The following is a 17,597-nucleotide window of genomic DNA, read 5'->3' as shown; positions in this document are numbered from 1 at the left end:
AGGTCCTCCTCGACAGGGTTGTACGACGGTGCCCCAGTCTTCCCTGCCGACGGTATGGCTCTTGTGAAGGGGTCCACCCCCGGAAACGCGGCAGCGATGCAGCTCACGCCCATCTCACCCGATCTTGGTCACCGGTCGCGGTGCGAGACCGGTCGCCCGTCACGGTGCGAGGTCGGCCGGGGTGTCCACGTCCCGGGCCTCGCCCGGTCGGGCGGTGACGGGCGTCGGGTCCAGCGGCCCGAGGACGGAGCGCGCGGAGGCGTCGCGCGGGTCGGCGGGCACGGCTCGGCGCAGGGCGCCCGTGCGCCACGCCCCGGTGAGCCACTGCGACCGCCCCTCGCCGTCCACGAGGACCGAGCCGGTGTCGCCGACGGCCGCGAGCAGCCGGTCCACCGTGGACCGGGTGATGCCCGGCTGGTCCACCGCGAGCACCACCACCAGGTCGGTCTCCACGTGCGCGAGCCCGGCGGCCAGTCCCGCGACCGGTCCGCCGCCGGGCGGGTCCTCGCGCGCCCACGTCACGCCGGGCACGTCGTCCTTGCGCGGACCGACCACGACGATCCGCGCGGCCGGCGCGACGGCGTGCAGCACGTGGTCGAGCAGCGTGCGGCCGTCGACCACGACCGACGCCTTGTCCACGCCGCCGAGCCTGCTGCCCCGACCACCCGCGAGCACCACCGCCGTCCAGGACGTCACGCGTCGACGGTAGCCGCTAGACGGGCTCGCCGAGCGCGTCGTCGTCGGAGGTGAAGAGCATCCACAGCAACGCCGCCACCACGAGGGCGCTGGTCACGAACACCGGGAACACCAGGTCGAACGCGGACGTGCCCCGCGGCGCGGGGATCGTCGGATCGGAGGTGACCCGCACCGCGGCCATGCCGGTGTAGTGCATGCCGGTGACCGCCACGCCCATGATCAGCCCGGCCGCGAGCCGCGCCGCCGTCGTCTTCACCACCAGGGTGAACCAGAACGCGGCGGTCGCCGCGACCACCGCGATCAGGAACGACAGGGCGACCAGGGTCCGGTCGTAGGAGATCTCGCCGCGGAACCGGATGGCGGACATGCCCAGGTAGTGCATGCCCGCCACGCCGAGCCCGGCCAGGGTGCCCGCGACGAGCAACCGCATCTTGGTGAACCGCACCAGCGTGACCAGCGACAACCCGGCCCCGACGACGACGATCGCCACCACCGCGGACAGCGCGGTCAGCGGCACGGAGTACTTGATGGAGGCGTCGGGCACGTCGAAGCCGAGCATGGCGATGAAGTGCATGAGCCAGATGGCGACGCCACCGATGGCGAACGCGCCGAACACCGTCCAGCGCGTCTTGACGGCACGGCCCGGCTCCGCTTGGGCGCGCGCCATGCAGGCGAGGCCGATGAGCGAGCCGATCACCGAGACGACGTAGGCGAGCACGAGGGTGGAGAGGCCGTCGGAGAAGTGCTGCATCGAGTCGTGGTCCACGCCTCTTACTAACTCACCGTGATCGCCTTCACCAGAACGGCCCAGGTGAATTCATTGATTCGCAATGCAACTAGCCAGTTCTTCTACTCAGCGTAGTCGTACGGTGCGCCAAACGGACTACCGCACTGCCGTGCGGGTGAGACGGTGGGGGTCACCCGCCGGTCCGACGGCCGACCACCCGGTTGCGGCCCGCGTCCTTGGCCTCCAGCACGGCGACGCTGGCCTCCTCCACCGCGTCGGTGACGGAGGCCCCCGGTAAGACCTCGACCGCGCCGATCGACACCGTCACCACGCCGCCGGTGTTGCCCCGGTGCTCCAGCCCCAGCCGGTGCACGGCCTGCCTGATCCGCTCCCCCGACGCCAGCGCGCCGTCCAGCCGCGTGCCCGGCAGCAGCACGGTGAACTCCTCACCCCCGTACCGGTACGCGCGATCACCCGCTCGGGTGGTGCGGTCGATGGCCTCGGCGACCCTGCGCAGCGTCTCGTGGCCGGCGAGGTAGCGGTAGAGCGTGTTGTAGCTGTGGAAGCGGTCGATGTCGACCAGCAGCAGGCTGTACGGCTCGCCGGCGCGGTTGCGGCGGGCGTGGTCGGCGTCGAACGTCGCCGGGTTCGGCAGGCCGGTGCGCTGGTCGATGGTCGCCGCCTCCGCCAGCGCCCGGTTCTCCGCGTGCAGCTCCTCCAGGCGTTCGGCGAGCCGGTCGACCTGGTGCTTGCGCGCCAGCGCCCAGTCCTCCAGGTCCTGGTCGTAGACGGCGACGGCGGCCGGGCCGATCGTCTTGGCCCGGTACATCGCCAGGTCGGCCTGGTGCAGCAGGGCTTCCGCGCCGTGTCCGGGCCGGACGAACGTGATGCCCGCCGACACCGACACCCGGATCGCGCCCTCGTCCAGCACCACCGGCGTGGCGATGGCGGCGAGGATCTCCCGAGCCGCCGCGATCGCCTGCCGCTCGTCCAGCTCGTCGAGCAGCACGACGAACTCGTCACCGCCGAGCCTGGCCGCCGTGCCGCGCCCGGCCACCACCGCGGCCAGCCGGGACGCGACCAGGCGCAGCACGTGGTCGCCCGCCGCGTGCCCGTGGCAGTCGTTGACGTCCTTGAACTGGTCGAGGTCGAGGAACACCAGCACGGGGCCCGGCGCGCCGCGCACGGCCTGCTCCAGGCGCGGCAGGAACCCGGTGCGGTTCGCCAGGCCCGTCAGCGCGTCGGTGTTGAGCCTGCTGCCCAGCTCGTCGGCCGTCTCCGCCCAGCCCGTGACGTCGAGCGCGACGACCACCAGGCCGCGCACCTCCGGGTCCTCGCTCAGGTCGCGGGCGATCAGGTCGACCCGCCGGTGCACCGAACCCTCCACCGGCACCGCGCACGTCAACCGCGACGCGCCCGCGCGGCCCGCGGCCTGGAGGAACGTGCCGACCGCCGCCGCGTCGCCGTTCGCCACCAGGTCGGGCAGCAGGCCGGACGCGGCGCCGAACAAGCGCCGGGCCGCCGGGGACGCCCACCGCACGGCCAGGTCGCCCGGATCCACCACCAGCACGGCGGCGTCGGCCCGGTCGAGCACCGCCTGGTGGAAGCCGCCGTTCATCGCGACGCGCTGAGGAACCGCGGCAGGGCGCGGTCGAACTCGTCGGGCCGGTCCACCGCGGTCGACGCCCGCGGCCGCGCGAGCTGGTCCAGGACGAACGGGTCCTCGAACACCGTCCCGCTCACGCCCGGCCCGACCAGCACCAGGCCCGCCGGCAGGTCGAACTGGCGGTCCCACGGCGCCACCCCGAGCCCACCGCCGTGCAGCAGCACGACCGGCGGCCCGTCACCGCGTCTGTGACAGGTCGATTCGCCGTCGTCGAGAATCAAGCGGCCGGCCGTCATGGTCCCCCCTGGACTTGACTTCCTCCCTCAGACCACCGACGCTACCGAATCCGGCTCTCGCATTCAGGTGATCACCCGCATTTTTCCGCAATTCCACGGTCGCCTTCCGGGATCGCGCCGAATTGGGGTTCATATCCACCCTTAATCCACTGTGGACGGACCGCGCGGCGCGACTCGGGCAACCGGTGGGCACCCGCTCGCGGTCTGCCCGGCCTCACCGCCGTCCGTCCCCGCGTGCGCGAACGAGGTGCATTGCCGGCCCGCTCCGGAGCGGACCTCGCGCGCGGGCCCGCGCTCGTCGGCTCGACCGCCGCGCCGGGGTTGCACGCCAAGCGGTTCGTCGACCTCCAGGTCGGCACCCGCGCCAAATCGGCATTCTTCCGCTCGACCGGGTGAATTCACTCAAGCCGTACAGCCAACCCGCCGATGGGGCGGTGCTCGATCGAGCGAGATCCCCGACGCGTGCAGGAGGAGTTCGGCATGGGTTTGCGCGACCGCGTCCGCGACGTCGTGGACGGCAGGCGCTTGCAGCGGGTGGTCATCGCGGTGATCGTGGTCAACGCGGTCACCCTCGGCTGCGAGACGTCGACGGCACTGGTCGCGTCCTACGGCGGCGTCTTCGACGTGCTGGACCGCACCGCCCTGGCGATCTTCGTCCTGGAACTGGTCGCGCGGCTGTACGCGCACGGCCCCCGCTTCTTCCGCGACCCGTGGAACGTCTTCGACTTCGTGGTGGTCGGCGTCGCCCTGCTGCCGGCGGCCGGTCCGCTGTCGGTGGTCCGGGCGCTGCGCATCCTGCGCGCGCTGCGCCTGGTCGCGATGGTGCCGAGCATGCGCCGGGTGGTGACCGCGCTGGTGAAGTCCGTGCCGGGCCTGCTGTCGCTGTCCGGGCTGCTCGTGCTGATGCTGTACGTCGGCAGCGTGGTCGCCATCAACCTGTTCCGCGGCAGCGGCGACCCCCGGTTCGGCGACCTCGGCGCGACCCTCCTGACGCTGTTCCAGCTCACCACCGGCGACGGCTGGTCGGACGTGATGCGCGACCTGATGGCCACCCAGCCGCTGGCCTGGATCTTCTTCGTGGTCTACCTGCTGGTCGGCACGTTCACCATGCTGAACCTGTTCATCGCGGTCGTGTGCAGCGCGATGGAGTCCGAGGACGCCGCGCCCGCGCCGAGCGGCGCTACGGACGACCGGCTGCTGGACGAGATCAAGGCGCTGCGCGAGGAGGTCCGGGCGCTGCGCCTGGAACCCGTCGGGGACCGGCGCTGACCGGGCTCCCCACCGCGGAGGAAGGTCACAGCAGGCGCGTGGCGTACGGCATGATCCCGCCGTACCGGACCGGCGCGACGCGGACGTGCGAGCCGGAGTACGGCGCCTCGACCATCATGCCGTCGCCGAGGTAGAGCGCGACGTGGGTGCCGCCGCCCGGTCCCCAGAACAGCATGTCGCCGCGCCGCGCCTGGGAGAGCGGCACCTTGCGGCCGGCGTTGTACTGGTAGCCGCTGTAGTGCGGCAGGTAGACGCCGACGCCCGCGAACGCGTACATCATCAGCCCGGAGCAGTCGAAGCCGACGCTGTAGTAGTCGCCGTGCGCGTCGCCGACGCCGCCGTCCCGGATGCCGACGGTCGGGCCGTCGTAGTTGCCGCCGCCCCACGAGTACCGCACGCCGAGCTGCGCCAGGGCGCGGGCGACGACGGTCTCCACGCCGGTGCCGCTCGGCGCCGACACCACCGGCGGACGAGGAGCCTGGGGCGCGGCCGCGGCCGCGGCCGCGGCCGCGGCGAGGGCGGCCAGGCGTGCGGCTTCCTCGTCCTCGCGGCGCTTGTCGTCCAGCCACCGGTCGTACTGGGCGCGTTGACCCTCCAGCCCTTCGACCGCGTGCAACGCCTGGTCCAGCTCGCCTTCCACGCGGGTCTTGTCGTCCTGGAGGCCTCGCGCGGCGGCGGCCTGGCCCTCCTGCGCCAGCACGGCGGTGGTCCGGGCGGCGTCGGCGTCCCGCGCGGCCTGGTCCGCGGCGGCCTGCTTCCGGTCGGCCAGGTCGAGCGCGGCGCGCGCGGCGGAGTCCTTGTTCGCCTGCTCGGCGCGGGTGCGCTCGACGTCGTCCAGCGCGTCGAGGCTCGACTCGCTGACGGCCTGGAGCAGCTGCGCGCGGGCCAGCAGGTCCTGCGGGCTGGTGGCGCCGAAGTAGGCCGAGACGGAGCCGACCAGGCTGCCCTGCTCGTAGCTGGCGGCGGCGAACTCGTCCAGCCGCACGCGGGCGTCCTCGACGGCGCGGGCGGCGGCGTCGGCCTCGACCCGGGCCCCGTCGGCGTCGCGGCGCGCCCGGTCGGCCTCGCCCTGGGCGGTCTCCAGGTCGACCCGCGCCTTGTTGGCCAGCTCCAGCGTGAACGCGACTTCGTCGGTGAGCTCGCGCAGGCGGGCCTCGGCGTCGGTGAGCCGACCGGTCAGCTCACCGACGTGGGCCGCTTTGGCGTCGGCCTGCTGCCGGCCGGCGCTGATCTCGGCGTCGCTGGGGTTGGGCGGCGGTGGCGGCGCCGCGTGCGTTACGCCGCCCAACCCCACCGCGGTGGTCAACGCGATCACGACCGGGATCACCCATCGAGTCACGACTGCCGCCCTCCCCGCGCACTCGGCCGATCAGCGTTACGCCGAACGGCGCTATGCGGATCGACTCTGCCACTCGTGCCTCACTGTTTCCAACCGACCCGGCGTCAACATCAGCCACACGGGTCACAGCGGACGCGGGGAGCCACCCTCACCCGGGTGACGGGATCACGGTCAGTTGACCTTGCGGTCGAGGTCGGCCCAGTACGGCTCGCGCAGCTTGAACTTCTGCACCTTGCCGGTGGCGGTGCGCGGGATGGCGTCGCGGAACTCGACCGAGGTCGGCGCCTTGTACCCGGCGAGGCGGGTCTTGCAGTGGGCGATCAGCTCGGCCTCGGTGACCTCCGCGCCCTCGGCCCGCACGACCAGCGCCTTGATCGTCTCGCCCCACTTGTCGTGCGGCACGCCGATGACCGCCGCCTCGGCCACCGCGGGGTGGCCGAACAGGGCGTCCTCGACCTCGATGGACGACACGTTCTCGCCGCCGGTGATGATCACGTCCTTCTTGCGGTCGGAGATCGTCAGGTGGCCCTCGTCGTCCAGCTCGCCGCCGTCGCCGGTGTGGAACCAGCCGCCCTCCAACGCCTCGGCGGTGGCGCCGGGGTTCTCCCAGTAGCCGGCCATGACGACGTTGCCCCTGGCCAGCACCTCGCCGGTCTCGGACACCCGCAGCCGCACGCCGAGCCCCGGCGCGCCCGCGCGGGACAGCTTGCGCGCCCGTTCCGCTGGCGGCAGCGCGTCGTCGGCCGGTCGGGTGCGGTTGAACGTCAGCAGCGGCGAGGTCTCGGTCAGGCCGTAGAGCTGGAGGAACTCCCAGCCGAGCTCCTCGCCCACGCGGGCGATGGTGCGGCTGGGCGGGGGCGCGCCGGCGCAGATGATCCGGACCCGGTCGCGGCCGGGGATCTCGCCGTCCCAGTCCTGGGCGGCGTCGAGCACGGCGTTCCAGACGGCGGGCGCGCCGCACATCAGCGTGACGCCGTGGTCGCGGACCCGGTTGAGGATCTCCGCGCCGTCGACCTTGCGCAGCACGACCTGCGGCACGCCGAGCCCGGCCAGGCCGTAGGGCATGCCCCAGCCGTTGCAGTGGAACATCGGCAGGACGTGCAGGTAGACGTCGCGTTCCCAGACGCGGGCGTGCATGGCGAAGGTGACCGCGTTGATCCAGATGTTGCGGTGGGTCATCTGGACGCCCTTGGGGCGGGCGGTCGTGCCGGAGGTGTAGTTGATCGTGGCGGTGGCGTCCTCGTCCGGCTCGCGCCAGGGGCGGGGCTCGGTGTCGAAGCGCATCAGCTCGGTCTCGGTCTGCTCGCCGAGCACGAAGCGGTGCCGCGCGGTGACCCCGTCCAGCTCCAGCTCGGGGTCGACGAGCAGCGCGGACGCGCCGCTGTGCTCGACGATGTAGGAGATCTCCTCGGGCCGCAGCCGGAAGTTGACGGGGACGGCGATGCGGCCGGTGGCGGGCACCGCGTGCAGCAGTTCGAGCAGCCGGGCCGAGTTGTGGCTGACCACGGCGATCCGCTCGCCCTCGCCGAGGCCGAGCGCGTCGAACCCGGCCTGCCAGGCCCGGACGCGGGTGCCGAACTCGCCGTAGGTGGTGGTCGGCACGGGCGCGGCGGGCTGGACGGGCTCGTCGACGGAGGCCGGGGTGTCGGCGAAGACCTGCTCCGCCCGGTGGAGGAAATCGGCGACGGTCAGGGGTACGCGCATACGAGGTGACCTTATTTACCGGTGACCGCCCCGGCTACCTCCCGCGTCACCCGGTCGCCAGCACGAACCGCCGGTTCACCGGCTGGACGGGGCGGGGGTGGTCGGCGTGCGTGCGGATGAACGCGCGCAGGGCCGCGTCGTCCACCTGGACCGGCCGGTCCATCACGACCCAGCTGACGATCTCGTCGAACTCGCCCGTGGTCAGCGAGCCCTCGTAGCGGTGGAAGCCGCCGTCCGGGAAGAGCGCCGGCAGGTCGATGCCGCTGGGCGGCTTCCCCTCCGACGGGCCAGGCTCGCCGAGGTCGACGAACACCGCCACCACGCACGCCCGCAGCTCGTCGTCCGCCCGCAGGTGGACGGCGTGCATCTCCGCGCCGCGCGACCGGCCGCGCACCCAGTGCTCGCTCGGCCGGTGGAAGTGGAGGTTGTCGAGCCGGAACTGCTGCCCGCCGAGGCACACCACGTGCTCGCCCCTGGGCCGGAACCGCCACCCGTGGCCCTCCTCCCGGGCGCTGAACTGGTCGGCCCGCCAGCGGACGTCCAACTGCTCCGCCAGCCGGGGCACGACCACCGCGTCACGGAGGTTGATCGGTGACTGTTGACTCCCCATGCGGCCACCTTGGCACCGCGATGCGCTCACGAACGTGTGGTCACGCGTCACGAGCGGGTGGTTCACCAGGTGCTGGGGTCGCCCCACGTGCGGATCGGGCCGGTCGCCACCACGGGCACGGCGGCCAGTTCCGGCAGCGCCGACGCGGCCGGCTCGCGCACCACCGCCGCCGCCAGCGAGTCGTACGGCGTCGGGTCCAGGGAGCAGATGACGACCGCCGCGCCCGCCTTCGCCGCCAGCGGCACGAGCTGCGCGGCGGGTTCGACCGTGAGCGACGTCCCGGCCACCAGCATCACGTCGCAGTCGAGCACCGCCATCCGCGCCGTGCGCAGCACGTCGTCGGGCAGGGGCTCGCCGAACGCGACCGCCGCCGGCCGCAGGACACCGCCGCACACCGCGCAGTCGGGCGGGACCTCGCCGCCGCGCACGCGCGCCAGCGCCTCGCCCATCGCGCCGACCGCGCCGCACGAGACGCACACCACGCGCGACATGGTCCCGTGCAGTTCGACCACGGGGGACCCGGCCCGCTGGTGCAGCCCGTCGACGTTCTGCGTCAGCAGCGACCGCACCCGTCCGGCCCGCTGCAACCCGGCCAGCGCGCGGTGCGCGGCGTTCGGCTCGGCCGTCCACAAGGGATCGTCCAGCCAGGACTCCCACACCTCGCGCCGCACGCGTGCCGACGTCAGGAACGCCGACGCGTCGAACCGGAACCGCACCACCCCCGACTCCAGGGAGACGCCCGCGCCGGTGAGGGCGGTGATGCGCCGCGCGAGGGCCATCACGTCCCGTGCACTCATGCCACCACCGTCCCACACGCCTGCGAGCATGTCGGGGTGCGCGGGACAGATGGGCGGAGCCGACCATGACAGGACCGTCGGTGGAGCCGACCACCAGACGTTGGACGGGCGCGGTGCTCGGAGTTGTCGGTTTGGTCACAGCGGTGACCGGTTTCTTCTTGCCGTGGCTGCGCTCCGGCACGGTCACGAGGACGAGTTACGAGGTGCTCGCTCTGCGTGGTTTCGCCGGGTTGGACGGTGTGCCGGGTGAGGTCGTCCGGGGCGCGTGGGTGGCACTCACCCCGTTGGCGGTGTGCTGCGTGGTGCTTTGGGCGGTGCGTTTTCACCGAATCGCGGCATGGCTCGCACTGGTGTTTGGCACGATTGCGGGAACGGTGGCGGCACTTGCCGCCGTCCAAGGGGGCAACGAGGCGGCACTGGTCGGGATCAGCCTGACCGGACCGGTGACCACCCTCGGTGGTGCTGTGCTGGGGATCGCCGGGGCGATCACCGTGCTCACCGCGAAATCCCGCACAGCGATCAGCACTCCAGGAGGAGCACCGTGACGCACCCAGGTGGCGGCGGAGGCGAATGGCCACCGCAGAACAACCCGTACGGCCAGCCGCAGCAGGGCGGCTACCCGCAGCAGGGCCCCCAGCAGGGCGGATACCCGCAGCAGGGTGGCTACCCGCAGACCGGTCCCCAGCCGCAGCAGGGTGGCTACCAGCCGCAGCAGGGCGGTTACCCCCAGCAGGGCGGCTACCCGCAGACGGGCCCGCAGGGCTTCCCGCAGCAGCCGGGTCACCAGCAGGACTTCGGCCAGCCCTACGGCCAGCAGCCCTACGGCCAGGGCCCGGTCGGCTTCGGGGGCGGCGAGCCGCCGAAGAAGAAGCGCACCGGCCTGGTCGTCACCGCCGTCGTCGCCGTCCTCGCGCTGGCCGCGGGCACGGTCGCCACGGTGTGGGCGCTGCGCAGCTCCGACGAGGTGGCCGCCGGCTCCGAGAGCCCGTCCACCGCGGCGAACAACCTGCTCAGCGCGCTGGGCAGCGGTGACGTCCTGGGCATCATGAACGGCTTGGCGCCCGCCGAGGCGAAGCTCAGCAAGGACTACACCGAGGCCACGATCAGCGAGGCCAAGCGGCTGGAGATCCTGAAGAAGGACGCGGACCCGAACAAGCTCAGCGGCGTCCAGATCAAGAGCGAGGGCATCAAGTTCGACGACGCCGCCGCGGAGAAGGTCAACGACCACCTGACGATCAACAAGGTGGTCGAGGGCAAGATCACGGTCACCTCGGACGTCAAGCAGATCCCGTTGACCGACAAGCTGGTCGACGCGCTCGGCGCGGAGCTGGACAAGGCCGGCACCGAGACCGACACGCTGGACTTCGCCAAGGAGAAGGCCGACCGCGACGGCAAGCCGATCGGCATCGCCACCATCAAGGTCGGCGACGAGTGGTACCCGAGCCTCTTCTACACCATCGCGAACGCCGCGCTGGAGGAAGAGGGCCTGAAGTGGCCCGCCCAGGGCATCGCGCCGGCCGGCGCGGGCTCCGCGAACGACGCCGCGAAGCAGATGGTCGAGAAGGCGCTCGACGGTGACATCGAGGGCGTCCTCGCGCTGCTGCCGCCGGACGAGATGGGCGTGCTGCAGGACGTCGGCCCGGTCCTCCTGGACCAGGTCGGCAAGACGCCCGCCACGGGCGCGAAGCTGGTCGAGCTGGAGACCGACGCCAAGGACGTCTCCGGCGGCAAGCTGCTCACGATCCGCAAGCTGGTGGTCGAGGCCGAGGGCGAGACCGTCGAGGTCAGCCGGGACGGCGACTGCTACGCGGCCACGGTCAAGGGCCAGACGCAGCGGCTGTGCGCGGACGAGATCACGCAGCTGGTCGAGCAGCAGGGCGGCAGCGACATCCCCCCCGCCGCGGTCGACGTGATCGCCCGGATCGGCGCGCAGGTGCTGAAGGACGGCCTCGGCGTGGTCGCCACCGAGGTCGACGGCAAGTGGTACGTCAGCCCGTTCCGCACCTACAGCGAGCTGTTCCTGACGCTGATGCGCGGCCTGGAGCCGAAGGACATCGACGAGCTGATCAAGGCGATCAAGTAGGTCGCACCGCACCACCGGAACGCTCCGCAGGGGTCCCCGCCCAAGGGGACCCCTGCTTTTATTCTGCCGGCGGGGTCCGACAGTTCCGGCCGCCGAGCCGCCGCCCGCCGTGATCTCGCCGGACGCCGCTGAGCCGGGTCAGGCATCGCCGGAACGCGCCGAGCCACCACCCGGGCACCACCGAGCCGTCGCCGGGCCGCTGCCGAGACCCGGCGAGGTCACCGCGAGCGCTGGCCGCGGCGCCGGCGCGGACAACCGGACGTCGAGCACCCGGGTCGAACCGACCGCACCGAACCGACCGCGCCGGAACCGGGGCGGAGTGCGCCGTCACAACCCGCCCCCGACGAGCGACAACGGTCGGTTGTGCGCCCTTACGCTCCCCCGGTGGACACGGAGGCACTGCGGTCGTTCGTCCGGGCAGCCGACCTCGGCCAGGTGGGGCACGCCGCCGCCGAGCTGGGCGTCACGCAGCAGGCGGTCTCCAAGCGGGTGGCCGGGTTGGAGCGCGAGCTGGGCGTCCACCTGTTCACCCGCACCGCGCGCGGTGTCGAGTTGACGCTCGACGGTCAGGCCTTCCTCCCCCACGCCCGCGCCGTCGTCACGGGTGTCGACCGCGCCGTCGCGGCGGTCCGCCCCGGCTCCCGGGCCCTGCGGGTCGACGTCCTCGGTCTGCGCAGCGCGCAGGCGGTCGTCCTGCACGACTACTGGCGGTCGCACCCCGGGACCAGGCTCGACGTGGTGACCCTGAAGGTCGAGGACCCGCTCCTGGCGGCCGTCGCGGTCGAGTCGGGCGAGGTCGACGCGTCGTTCCGCACGGTCATCGACCGGTCCGCGCTGCCACGCGGCGTGCGGATGGTCCACGCGTTCGACTCGCCGCTGGAGCTGCTCGTCGGCCCGCGGCACCCCCTCGCGGCGGCCCGCCGGCTCACGCCGAGCCGGCTGCGCGAGCACCGGATCTGGGTGCCGGGCATCACGCCCCGCAGCGAGTGGGCGGAGTTCTACCACCAGCTCGCCACCGACTTCGACCTGCGGATCGACGCGGCGGGTCCGAACTTCGGCAACGAGGTCCTCCAGGACACCCTCGCGGACTCCCCGGACGTGGCGACCCTCGTCGGCGCGCGCGACCGGTACACCTGGCCGGCGCACCACGACCTGCGCCGCATCCCGATCGCGGAGCCGACGATCGCCTACCCGCTCTCCCTGCTGCACCCCGACGCGAACCCCCACCCGGGGCTCCGGCCGGTCGTCGACCACCTGCGCGGCCTGCCCTGCCTGCCCGGGGACACCTGGCGCCCGTCCTGGGCGCCGGACCCGGACCCGGACCCGGACGACACCACGAGGAAGTGACCGAGCCGTGCGCGACGACCGACTCCTGCGCATCCGCAGCGCCGAGTTCCGGGCCATGTCCGGGAGAGTCCTGCGGGCCACCGAGCTGACCTCCCGCCTCAACGCGCTGCCGTTCGAGGACGAAGCGGGCAAGGCGGAGCTGCTGGCGGAGATCCTCGGCCGGCCGCTGCCGGGCGGGGTCACGATCCACCCGCCGTTCTTCACCGACCACGGCCTGCGCCTGGACCTCGCCGACCGCGTGTTCATCAACCAGAACTGCACGTTCCTCGACTACGCCGGCATCCGCCTCGGCGAGCGCGTGATGATCGGGCCGAAGGCCACGTTCATCACCGTGGGCCACCCGGTGGACCCCGAGGAGCGGCGGGAGTGGCTGAGCGGCGGGCCGATCGACGTGGCGGAGAACGTGTGGATCGGCGCGGGGGCGACGATCCTGCCCGGTGTCACGATCGGGCGCGACGCCGTGGTCGCCGCCGGAGCGGTCGTGGCCGACGACGTGCCGCCGGCCAGCCTGGTGACCGGCGCCAAGGCCGCTGTCCGCAGGCAGTGGTGACGACCTCGCCGAGCGGTGCGACCAGTGGTGCGAGCTAGCCGCGCCGGGGGCCCACCGCGGCGCCGAGCCAGGTCGCGCCCGCCACGAACAGCACCGCGACCACGCCCGAGAGCGCCAACGCGGACGTGACGCCGTCGTCGTGGGACAGCGCCCACAGCACGTTGCCGACGGGCGGGGTGCGGCCGAACAGGAACACCAGCACGACCAGCGCCGTCGACGCGAGCACCGACCAGCCGGCCTGCGCAACGACCGGGCGGCTGCACAGCACGCCGACGCCGACGCCGACCAGCGCGCACACCGCCAGCGCCGCGAAACCCTGCGCCACCGTGCCCGGCGGGTAGGGGCGGGGTTGCGTCACGACCGGCGCCAGCGTCGCGACCAGGGCCACGCCCAGTGCCGCGAGCACGGCCAACGCGGTCACGGCGGACTGCGCGCGGGCCCAGCCCCCGGCGGTCACCACGGTCATCGTCCGGCGCACCGGGTCCTCCGCGGTCGCGATGACCACGGTCAACCACGCCGACACCGGGTAGACCAGCACGCACGTGCCGGCGTACGCGGGGAGCGGAGGCCCGGCGTCGGAGGCGTAGAGCATCCCGAGGACGGCGGTGAGCAGCAGCAACGGCGGCAGCCAGCGCTGCGTGCGCAGCACGTCCACCAGCAGGTACCGCACCAGGGCCGTCACGACCGCACGCTCCGCACCGAGCAGCCCAGCCGCAGCGCCTCGGCCAGCACGCCGTCGCTGAACCCGGACCGCACCTCGACCCGCGCGCCACCGCCGACCTCGTGCGCCGCGAACACCCCTTCCAGCGCGCTGATCAGCGCGAACGCCTCGCCCACCCGGTCCAGCTCGATCACCACGCCGCCGGGTCGGGTCGCGCCGAGCGCCACTTCGCGCGCACCCGGCAGGTCGTGCCCGTGGTGGTCGGTGAGCACGACGGCGGCCCGCGACGACGTCACCAGCTCGCCGAGCACGGCGCCGGCGGCGGCGTCCAGCCCGGACCACGGCTCGTCCAGCACCAGCAGGTCGGTCGCGTGCAGCGCCTGCGCCAGCGCCACCTTCTGCGTGTTGCCCTTCGACAGGGTGGCCATCGGCGCGTCCGGGTCGCCGACGAACCCCAGCGCCTCCACCAGCTCCCACCGCGCCGGCACCCCGCGCACGGCGGCGAGGTGGCGCAGGTAGGCGCGGGCCGACAGCTTCACCCCGGTCGGGAACCGCTCCGGGGCGTACCCGACCGACGCGCCGCGGCTCACCCGGCCGCTGGTGGGGGCGGTCACGCCCGCCGCGACGCGCAGGAGGGTCGACTTGCCCGCGCCGTTGCCGCCGCGCAGCACGACCACTTCACCCGGTTGCACGGCGAGCGACACGTCGCGCAGCACCCAGGGGCCGCGGCCGTAGCGCTTGCCGATTCGATCAAGACGCACCACGGGTGTGATGATGCCCCGATCAAGGTAGGGCCGGGTTGAAGCGGAATACAGGACACGCGTACTGTTTGGGGTGAGAGGGCATCGCACCCGCGGGTGCGGGAGACTCAGCAGTAGTTCCCCTACCGACTTTGCGCGTCACCAGATGGAGTTTCACGTGACTGCACCAGCGAGTTCCGTGCCTGCCGGCAGCGGAGGCACGAGCAAGGACAGCTTCGGCGCCCGCGGCACGCTCACCGTCGGCGACGCCTCGTACGAGGTGTTCCGGCTGAGCGCGGTCGAGGGCGCCGATCGCCTGCCGTACAGCTTGAAGATCCTGTTGGAGAACCTGCTGCGGACCGAGGACGGCGCGAACATCACCGCCGACCACGTGCGCGCGCTGGGCAGCTGGGATCCGTCGTCCGAGCCGGACACCGAGATCCAGTTCACGCCCGCCCGCGTGGTGATGCAGGACTTCACCGGCGTGCCGTGCGTGGTCGACCTGGCCACCATGCGCGAGGCGGTGACCCAGCTGGGCGGCGACCCGACGAAGGTCAACCCGCTGGCGCCGGCCGAGCTGGTCATCGACCACTCGGTGATCGCCGACATCTTCGGCCGGCCGGACGCGTTCGAGCTGAACGTGGACCTGGAGTACCAGCGCAACAAGGAGCGCTACCAGTTCCTGCGCTGGGGCCAGACCGCCTTCGACGAGTTCAAGGTCGTCCCGCCGGGCACCGGCATCGTGCACCAGGTGAACATCGAGCACCTGGCCCGCGTGGTGATGGTCCGCAACGGCGTCGCCTACCCGGACACGCTGGTCGGCACCGACAGCCACACCACCATGGTCAACGGCATCGGCGTGCTCGGCTGGGGCGTCGGCGGCATCGAGGCCGAGGCCGCCATGCTCGGCCAGCCGGTCTCCATGCTGATCCCGCGCGTGGTCGGCTTCAAGCTGCACGGCGAGCTGCCCGCCGGCGCGACCGCCACCGACCTGGTGCTCACCATCACCGAGATGCTGCGCAAGCACGGCGTGGTCGGCAAGTTCGTCGAGTTCTACGGCTCGGGCGTCGGCGCGGTGCCGCTGGCCAACCGCGCCACCATCGGCAACATGAGCCCCGAGTTCGGCTCGACCTGCGCGATCTTCCCGATCGACGGCGAGACCATCGACTACCTGAAGCTGACCGGCCGGTCCGCCGAGCAGCTGGCGCTGGTCGAGGCCTACGCCAAGGAACAGGGCATGTGGCACGACCCGGCCGCCGAGCCGGTGTACTCCGAGACGCTGGAGCTGGACCTGTCGACGATCGTGCCGTCGATCGCCGGCCCGAAGCGCCCGCAGGACCGCATCGAGCTGACCAACGCCAAGGAGGCGTTCCGCCAGGCGCTCGGCGCGTACGTGTCGAACACCGACGCGGCGGCGGACTCGCCGGTCGACGAGGCGTCCCAGGAGTCGTTCCCGGCCAGCGACGCGCCCGCCCTGAGCAACGGCGACGCGGGCGGCAAGCCGCACGTGTTCCACACCGCCGCCGAGGGCGCGCAGGGCCGGGCGTCGAACCCGGTGAAGGTGTCCCTGGACGGCGCGGAGTTCGAGCTGGACCACGGCGCCGTGGCGATCGCCGCGATCACGTCGTGCACCAACACGTCGAACCCGTCGGTGATGCTCGGCGCGGCGCTGCTGGCGAAGAAGGCCGTGGAGAAGGGCCTGGAGCGCAAGCCGTGGGTCAAGACGACCCTCGCGCCGGGCTCCAAGGTCGTCATGGACTACTACGAGCGCGCCGGGCTGCTGCCCTACCTGGAGAAGCTGGGCTTCCACCTGGTCGGCTACGGCTGCACCACGTGCATCGGCAACTCGGGCCCGTTGCAGGACGAGATCTCGGCGGGCATCAACCAGGGTGACCTGGCCGCTGTGTCGGTGCTCTCGGGCAACCGGAACTTCGAGGGCCGGATCAACCCGGACATCAAGATGAACTACCTCGCGTCCCCGCCGCTGGTGGTGGCGTACGCGCTGGCCGGTTCGATGGACAAGGACATCACCACCGAGCCGCTGGGCACCGACCAGAACGGCGAGCCGGTGTACCTGGCCGACATCTGGCCGTCGCCGCAGGAGGTCTCCGAGGTCGTCGCGTCGGCGATCTCCCCGGAGGGCTTCACCCGGGGCTACGCCGACGTGTTCGCCGGCGACCAGCGCTGGCAGTCGCTGCCCACGCCGACCGGCAAGACGTTCGAGTGGGACCCGCAGTCGACGTACGTGCGCAAGCCCCCGTACTTCGAGGGCATGGAGATGGAGCCGGCCCCGGTCACGGAGATCGGCGGCGCGCGCGTGCTGGCGCTGCTGGGCGACTCGGTCACCACCGACCACATCTCGCCGGCCGGCGCGATCAAGGCCGACTCGCCCGCGGGCAAGTACCTGACCGAGCACGGCGTGGAGCGCAAGGACTTCAACTCCTACGGTTCCCGGCGCGGCAACCACGAGGTGATGATCCGGGGCACGTTCGCCAACATCCGGCTGCGCAACCTGCTGCTGGACGACGTGCAGGGCGGGTTCACCCGGAACTTCCTGGCCGAGGGCGCGCCGCAGACCACGATCTACGACGCGGCGGAGGCCTACGCCGAGGCGGGCGTCCCGCTGGTCGTGCTGGCGGGCAAGGAGTACGGCTCGGGCTCGTCGCGCGACTGGGCGGCGAAGGGCACCTCGCTGCTCGGCGTGCGCGCCGTGATCGCCGAGTCGTTCGAGCGGATCCACCGGTCGAACCTGATCGGCATGGGCGTCCTGCCGCTGCAGTACCCCGCCGGTTCCACGGCGGCGTCGCTCGGCCTGGACGGCACGGAGACCTTCGACTTCACCGGCATCACCGCGCTGAACGACGGCGACACGCCGCGCACGGTGCACGTGGTGGCGACGAAGGCGGACGGCTCGAAGGTGGAGTTCGACGCGGTGGTCCGCATCGACACGCCGGGTGAGGCCGACTACTACCGCAACGGCGGCATCATGCAGTACGTGCTGCGCAAGATGGTCCGCAGCTAGTCGATCGACCCGAGAGGGCCGTCCACCTCCGGGTGGGCGGCCCTCTCGCATCCCCGCCGGCCACGCCGCACGCCTGCGCGGGCCCGGCGGGACGCGGGGCCGGCGCATTGTCGTCACAATTCACGTTTCTTCCGTAACGATCCTCAGATC

At 72.6% G+C, this 17,597-nt stretch carries 17 protein-coding genes; 7 read left to right on the top strand and 10 right to left on the bottom strand.

The genetic code is table 11. The features are described 5' to 3' along the window. Window positions 1–159: 159 nt before the first annotated feature. From mobA to EDD40_RS38920, 4 genes are all read right to left on the bottom strand, one after another. A complete protein-coding gene (gene mobA / locus EDD40_RS38935; protein ID WP_123747318.1) occupies window positions 160–696 on the bottom strand; it encodes a molybdenum cofactor guanylyltransferase in 537 nt (178 codons plus the stop codon). Window positions 697–712: 16 nt separating this feature from the next. Further along, window positions 713–1,462, bottom strand: coding sequence for an MHYT domain-containing protein (locus EDD40_RS38930; protein ID WP_246038210.1), 750 nt, complete (start codon window positions 1,460–1,462; stop codon window positions 713–715). A 151-nt stretch (window positions 1,463–1,613) separates the two neighbouring features. Next, window positions 1,614–3,041 carry a sensor domain-containing diguanylate cyclase gene (locus EDD40_RS44545; RefSeq protein WP_123747317.1) on the bottom strand — a complete coding sequence of 476 codons (1,428 nt, stop codon included), beginning with the start codon at window positions 3,039–3,041 and terminating at the stop codon, window positions 1,614–1,616. Beyond that, complete coding sequence (locus EDD40_RS38920; protein ID WP_148089057.1) at window positions 3,038–3,325, bottom strand: alpha/beta fold hydrolase; 288 nt, start codon at window positions 3,323–3,325, stop codon at window positions 3,038–3,040. Before EDD40_RS38920 ends, EDD40_RS44545 begins: the two co-directional genes overlap by 4 nt. A 234-nt stretch (window positions 3,326–3,559) precedes the next feature. Here EDD40_RS38920 and EDD40_RS41260 point away from each other — a divergent pair, with 234 nt between their 5' ends. After that, the gene (locus EDD40_RS41260) at window positions 3,560–3,721 is read left to right on the top strand and encodes a GrpB family protein (RefSeq protein WP_148089056.1); all 162 of its coding nucleotides are present in this window, start codon (window positions 3,560–3,562) and stop codon (window positions 3,719–3,721) included. A gap of 84 nt (window positions 3,722–3,805) precedes the next feature. Beyond that, a complete protein-coding gene (locus tag EDD40_RS38915) occupies window positions 3,806–4,594 on the top strand; it encodes an ion transporter (RefSeq protein WP_123748608.1) in 789 nt (262 codons plus the stop codon). A 25-nt stretch (window positions 4,595–4,619) separates the two neighbouring features. Here EDD40_RS38915 and EDD40_RS38910 read toward each other — a convergent pair whose 3' ends face one another. The 4 genes from EDD40_RS38910 to EDD40_RS38895 all read right to left on the bottom strand — a co-directional run bounded on the left by EDD40_RS38910 (window position 4,620) and on the right by EDD40_RS38895 (window position 9,044). Continuing rightward, a complete protein-coding gene (locus tag EDD40_RS38910; protein ID WP_123747315.1) occupies window positions 4,620–5,933 on the bottom strand; it encodes an NlpC/P60 family protein in 1,314 nt (437 codons plus the stop codon). 171 nt (window positions 5,934–6,104) lie between these two features. Next, window positions 6,105–7,637, bottom strand: a complete 1,533-nt coding sequence (locus EDD40_RS38905; RefSeq protein WP_123747314.1) for an AMP-binding protein — start codon at window positions 7,635–7,637, stop codon at window positions 6,105–6,107. A gap of 46 nt (window positions 7,638–7,683) precedes the next feature. Then, window positions 7,684–8,247: a carbonic anhydrase family protein gene (locus EDD40_RS38900; protein WP_148089055.1), complete on the bottom strand. Its 564-nt coding sequence runs from the start codon at window positions 8,245–8,247 to the stop codon at window positions 7,684–7,686. A 62-nt stretch (window positions 8,248–8,309) separates the two neighbouring features. Next, window positions 8,310–9,044: an SIR2 family NAD-dependent protein deacylase gene (locus EDD40_RS38895; protein WP_211348346.1), complete on the bottom strand. Its 735-nt coding sequence runs from the start codon at window positions 9,042–9,044 to the stop codon at window positions 8,310–8,312. A 143-nt stretch (window positions 9,045–9,187) separates the two neighbouring features. Between EDD40_RS38895 and EDD40_RS38890 the strand changes: the two genes are divergently transcribed. The 4 genes from EDD40_RS38890 to EDD40_RS38875 all read left to right on the top strand — a co-directional run bounded on the left by EDD40_RS38890 (window position 9,188) and on the right by EDD40_RS38875 (window position 13,024). Next, window positions 9,188–9,589: a hypothetical protein gene (locus EDD40_RS38890; RefSeq protein ID WP_148089054.1), complete on the top strand. Its 402-nt coding sequence runs from the start codon at window positions 9,188–9,190 to the stop codon at window positions 9,587–9,589. Next, window positions 9,586–11,127 (top strand): flagellar basal body protein FliL, encoded by a 1,542-nt coding sequence (locus tag EDD40_RS42960; RefSeq protein ID WP_211348345.1) that lies wholly within the window; start codon window positions 9,586–9,588, stop codon window positions 11,125–11,127. Before EDD40_RS38890 ends, EDD40_RS42960 begins: the two co-directional genes overlap by 4 nt. A 384-nt stretch (window positions 11,128–11,511) precedes the next feature. Further along, the gene (locus tag EDD40_RS38880) at window positions 11,512–12,474 is read left to right on the top strand and encodes a LysR family transcriptional regulator (protein WP_123747310.1); all 963 of its coding nucleotides are present in this window, start codon (window positions 11,512–11,514) and stop codon (window positions 12,472–12,474) included. A gap of 7 nt (window positions 12,475–12,481) precedes the next feature. After that, window positions 12,482–13,024: a DapH/DapD/GlmU-related protein gene (locus EDD40_RS38875; protein ID WP_123747309.1), complete on the top strand. Its 543-nt coding sequence runs from the start codon at window positions 12,482–12,484 to the stop codon at window positions 13,022–13,024. A gap of 34 nt (window positions 13,025–13,058) precedes the next feature. Here EDD40_RS38875 and EDD40_RS41255 read toward each other — a convergent pair whose 3' ends face one another. Both EDD40_RS41255 and EDD40_RS38865 read right to left on the bottom strand, forming a co-directional pair. Further along, window positions 13,059–13,706 (bottom strand): hypothetical protein, encoded by a 648-nt coding sequence (locus EDD40_RS41255; RefSeq protein ID WP_148089053.1) that lies wholly within the window; start codon window positions 13,704–13,706, stop codon window positions 13,059–13,061. Then, complete coding sequence (locus EDD40_RS38865) at window positions 13,703–14,446, bottom strand: ABC transporter ATP-binding protein (protein ID WP_342777808.1); 744 nt, start codon at window positions 14,444–14,446, stop codon at window positions 13,703–13,705. Before EDD40_RS38865 ends, EDD40_RS41255 begins: the two co-directional genes overlap by 4 nt. Window positions 14,447–14,603: 157 nt before the next feature. Between EDD40_RS38865 and EDD40_RS38860 the strand changes: the two genes are divergently transcribed. After that, entirely contained in the window at window positions 14,604–17,447 is a 2,844-nt protein-coding gene (locus tag EDD40_RS38860; RefSeq protein WP_281277839.1) for an aconitate hydratase, read from the top strand. The last annotated feature ends 150 nt before the right edge of the window (window positions 17,448–17,597 follow it).

Source organism: Saccharothrix texasensis, from assembly GCF_003752005.1.
Taxonomy (GTDB): Bacteria; Actinomycetota; Actinomycetes; order Mycobacteriales; family Pseudonocardiaceae; genus Actinosynnema; species Actinosynnema texasense.
This window is presented reverse-complemented; position numbering and strand designations above follow the sequence as displayed.

Coding starts and splice junctions, on each gene's coding strand:
- EDD40_RS44545 (WP_123747317.1), bottom strand. CDS start 3,041: ATGAACGGCGGCTTCCACCAGGCGGTGCTCGACCGGGCCGACGCCGCC.
- EDD40_RS38920 (WP_148089057.1), bottom strand. CDS start 3,325: ATGACGGCCGGCCGCTTGATTCTCGACGACGGCGAATCGACCTGTCAC.
- EDD40_RS38915 (WP_123748608.1), top strand. CDS start 3,806: ATGGGTTTGCGCGACCGCGTCCGCGACGTCGTGGACGGCAGGCGCTTG.
- EDD40_RS38905 (WP_123747314.1), bottom strand. CDS start 7,637: ATGCGCGTACCCCTGACCGTCGCCGATTTCCTCCACCGGGCGGAGCAG.
- EDD40_RS38900 (WP_148089055.1), bottom strand. CDS start 8,247: ATGGGGAGTCAACAGTCACCGATCAACCTCCGTGACGCGGTGGTCGTG.
- EDD40_RS38895 (WP_211348346.1), bottom strand. CDS start 9,044: ATGAGTGCACGGGACGTGATGGCCCTCGCGCGGCGCATCACCGCCCTC.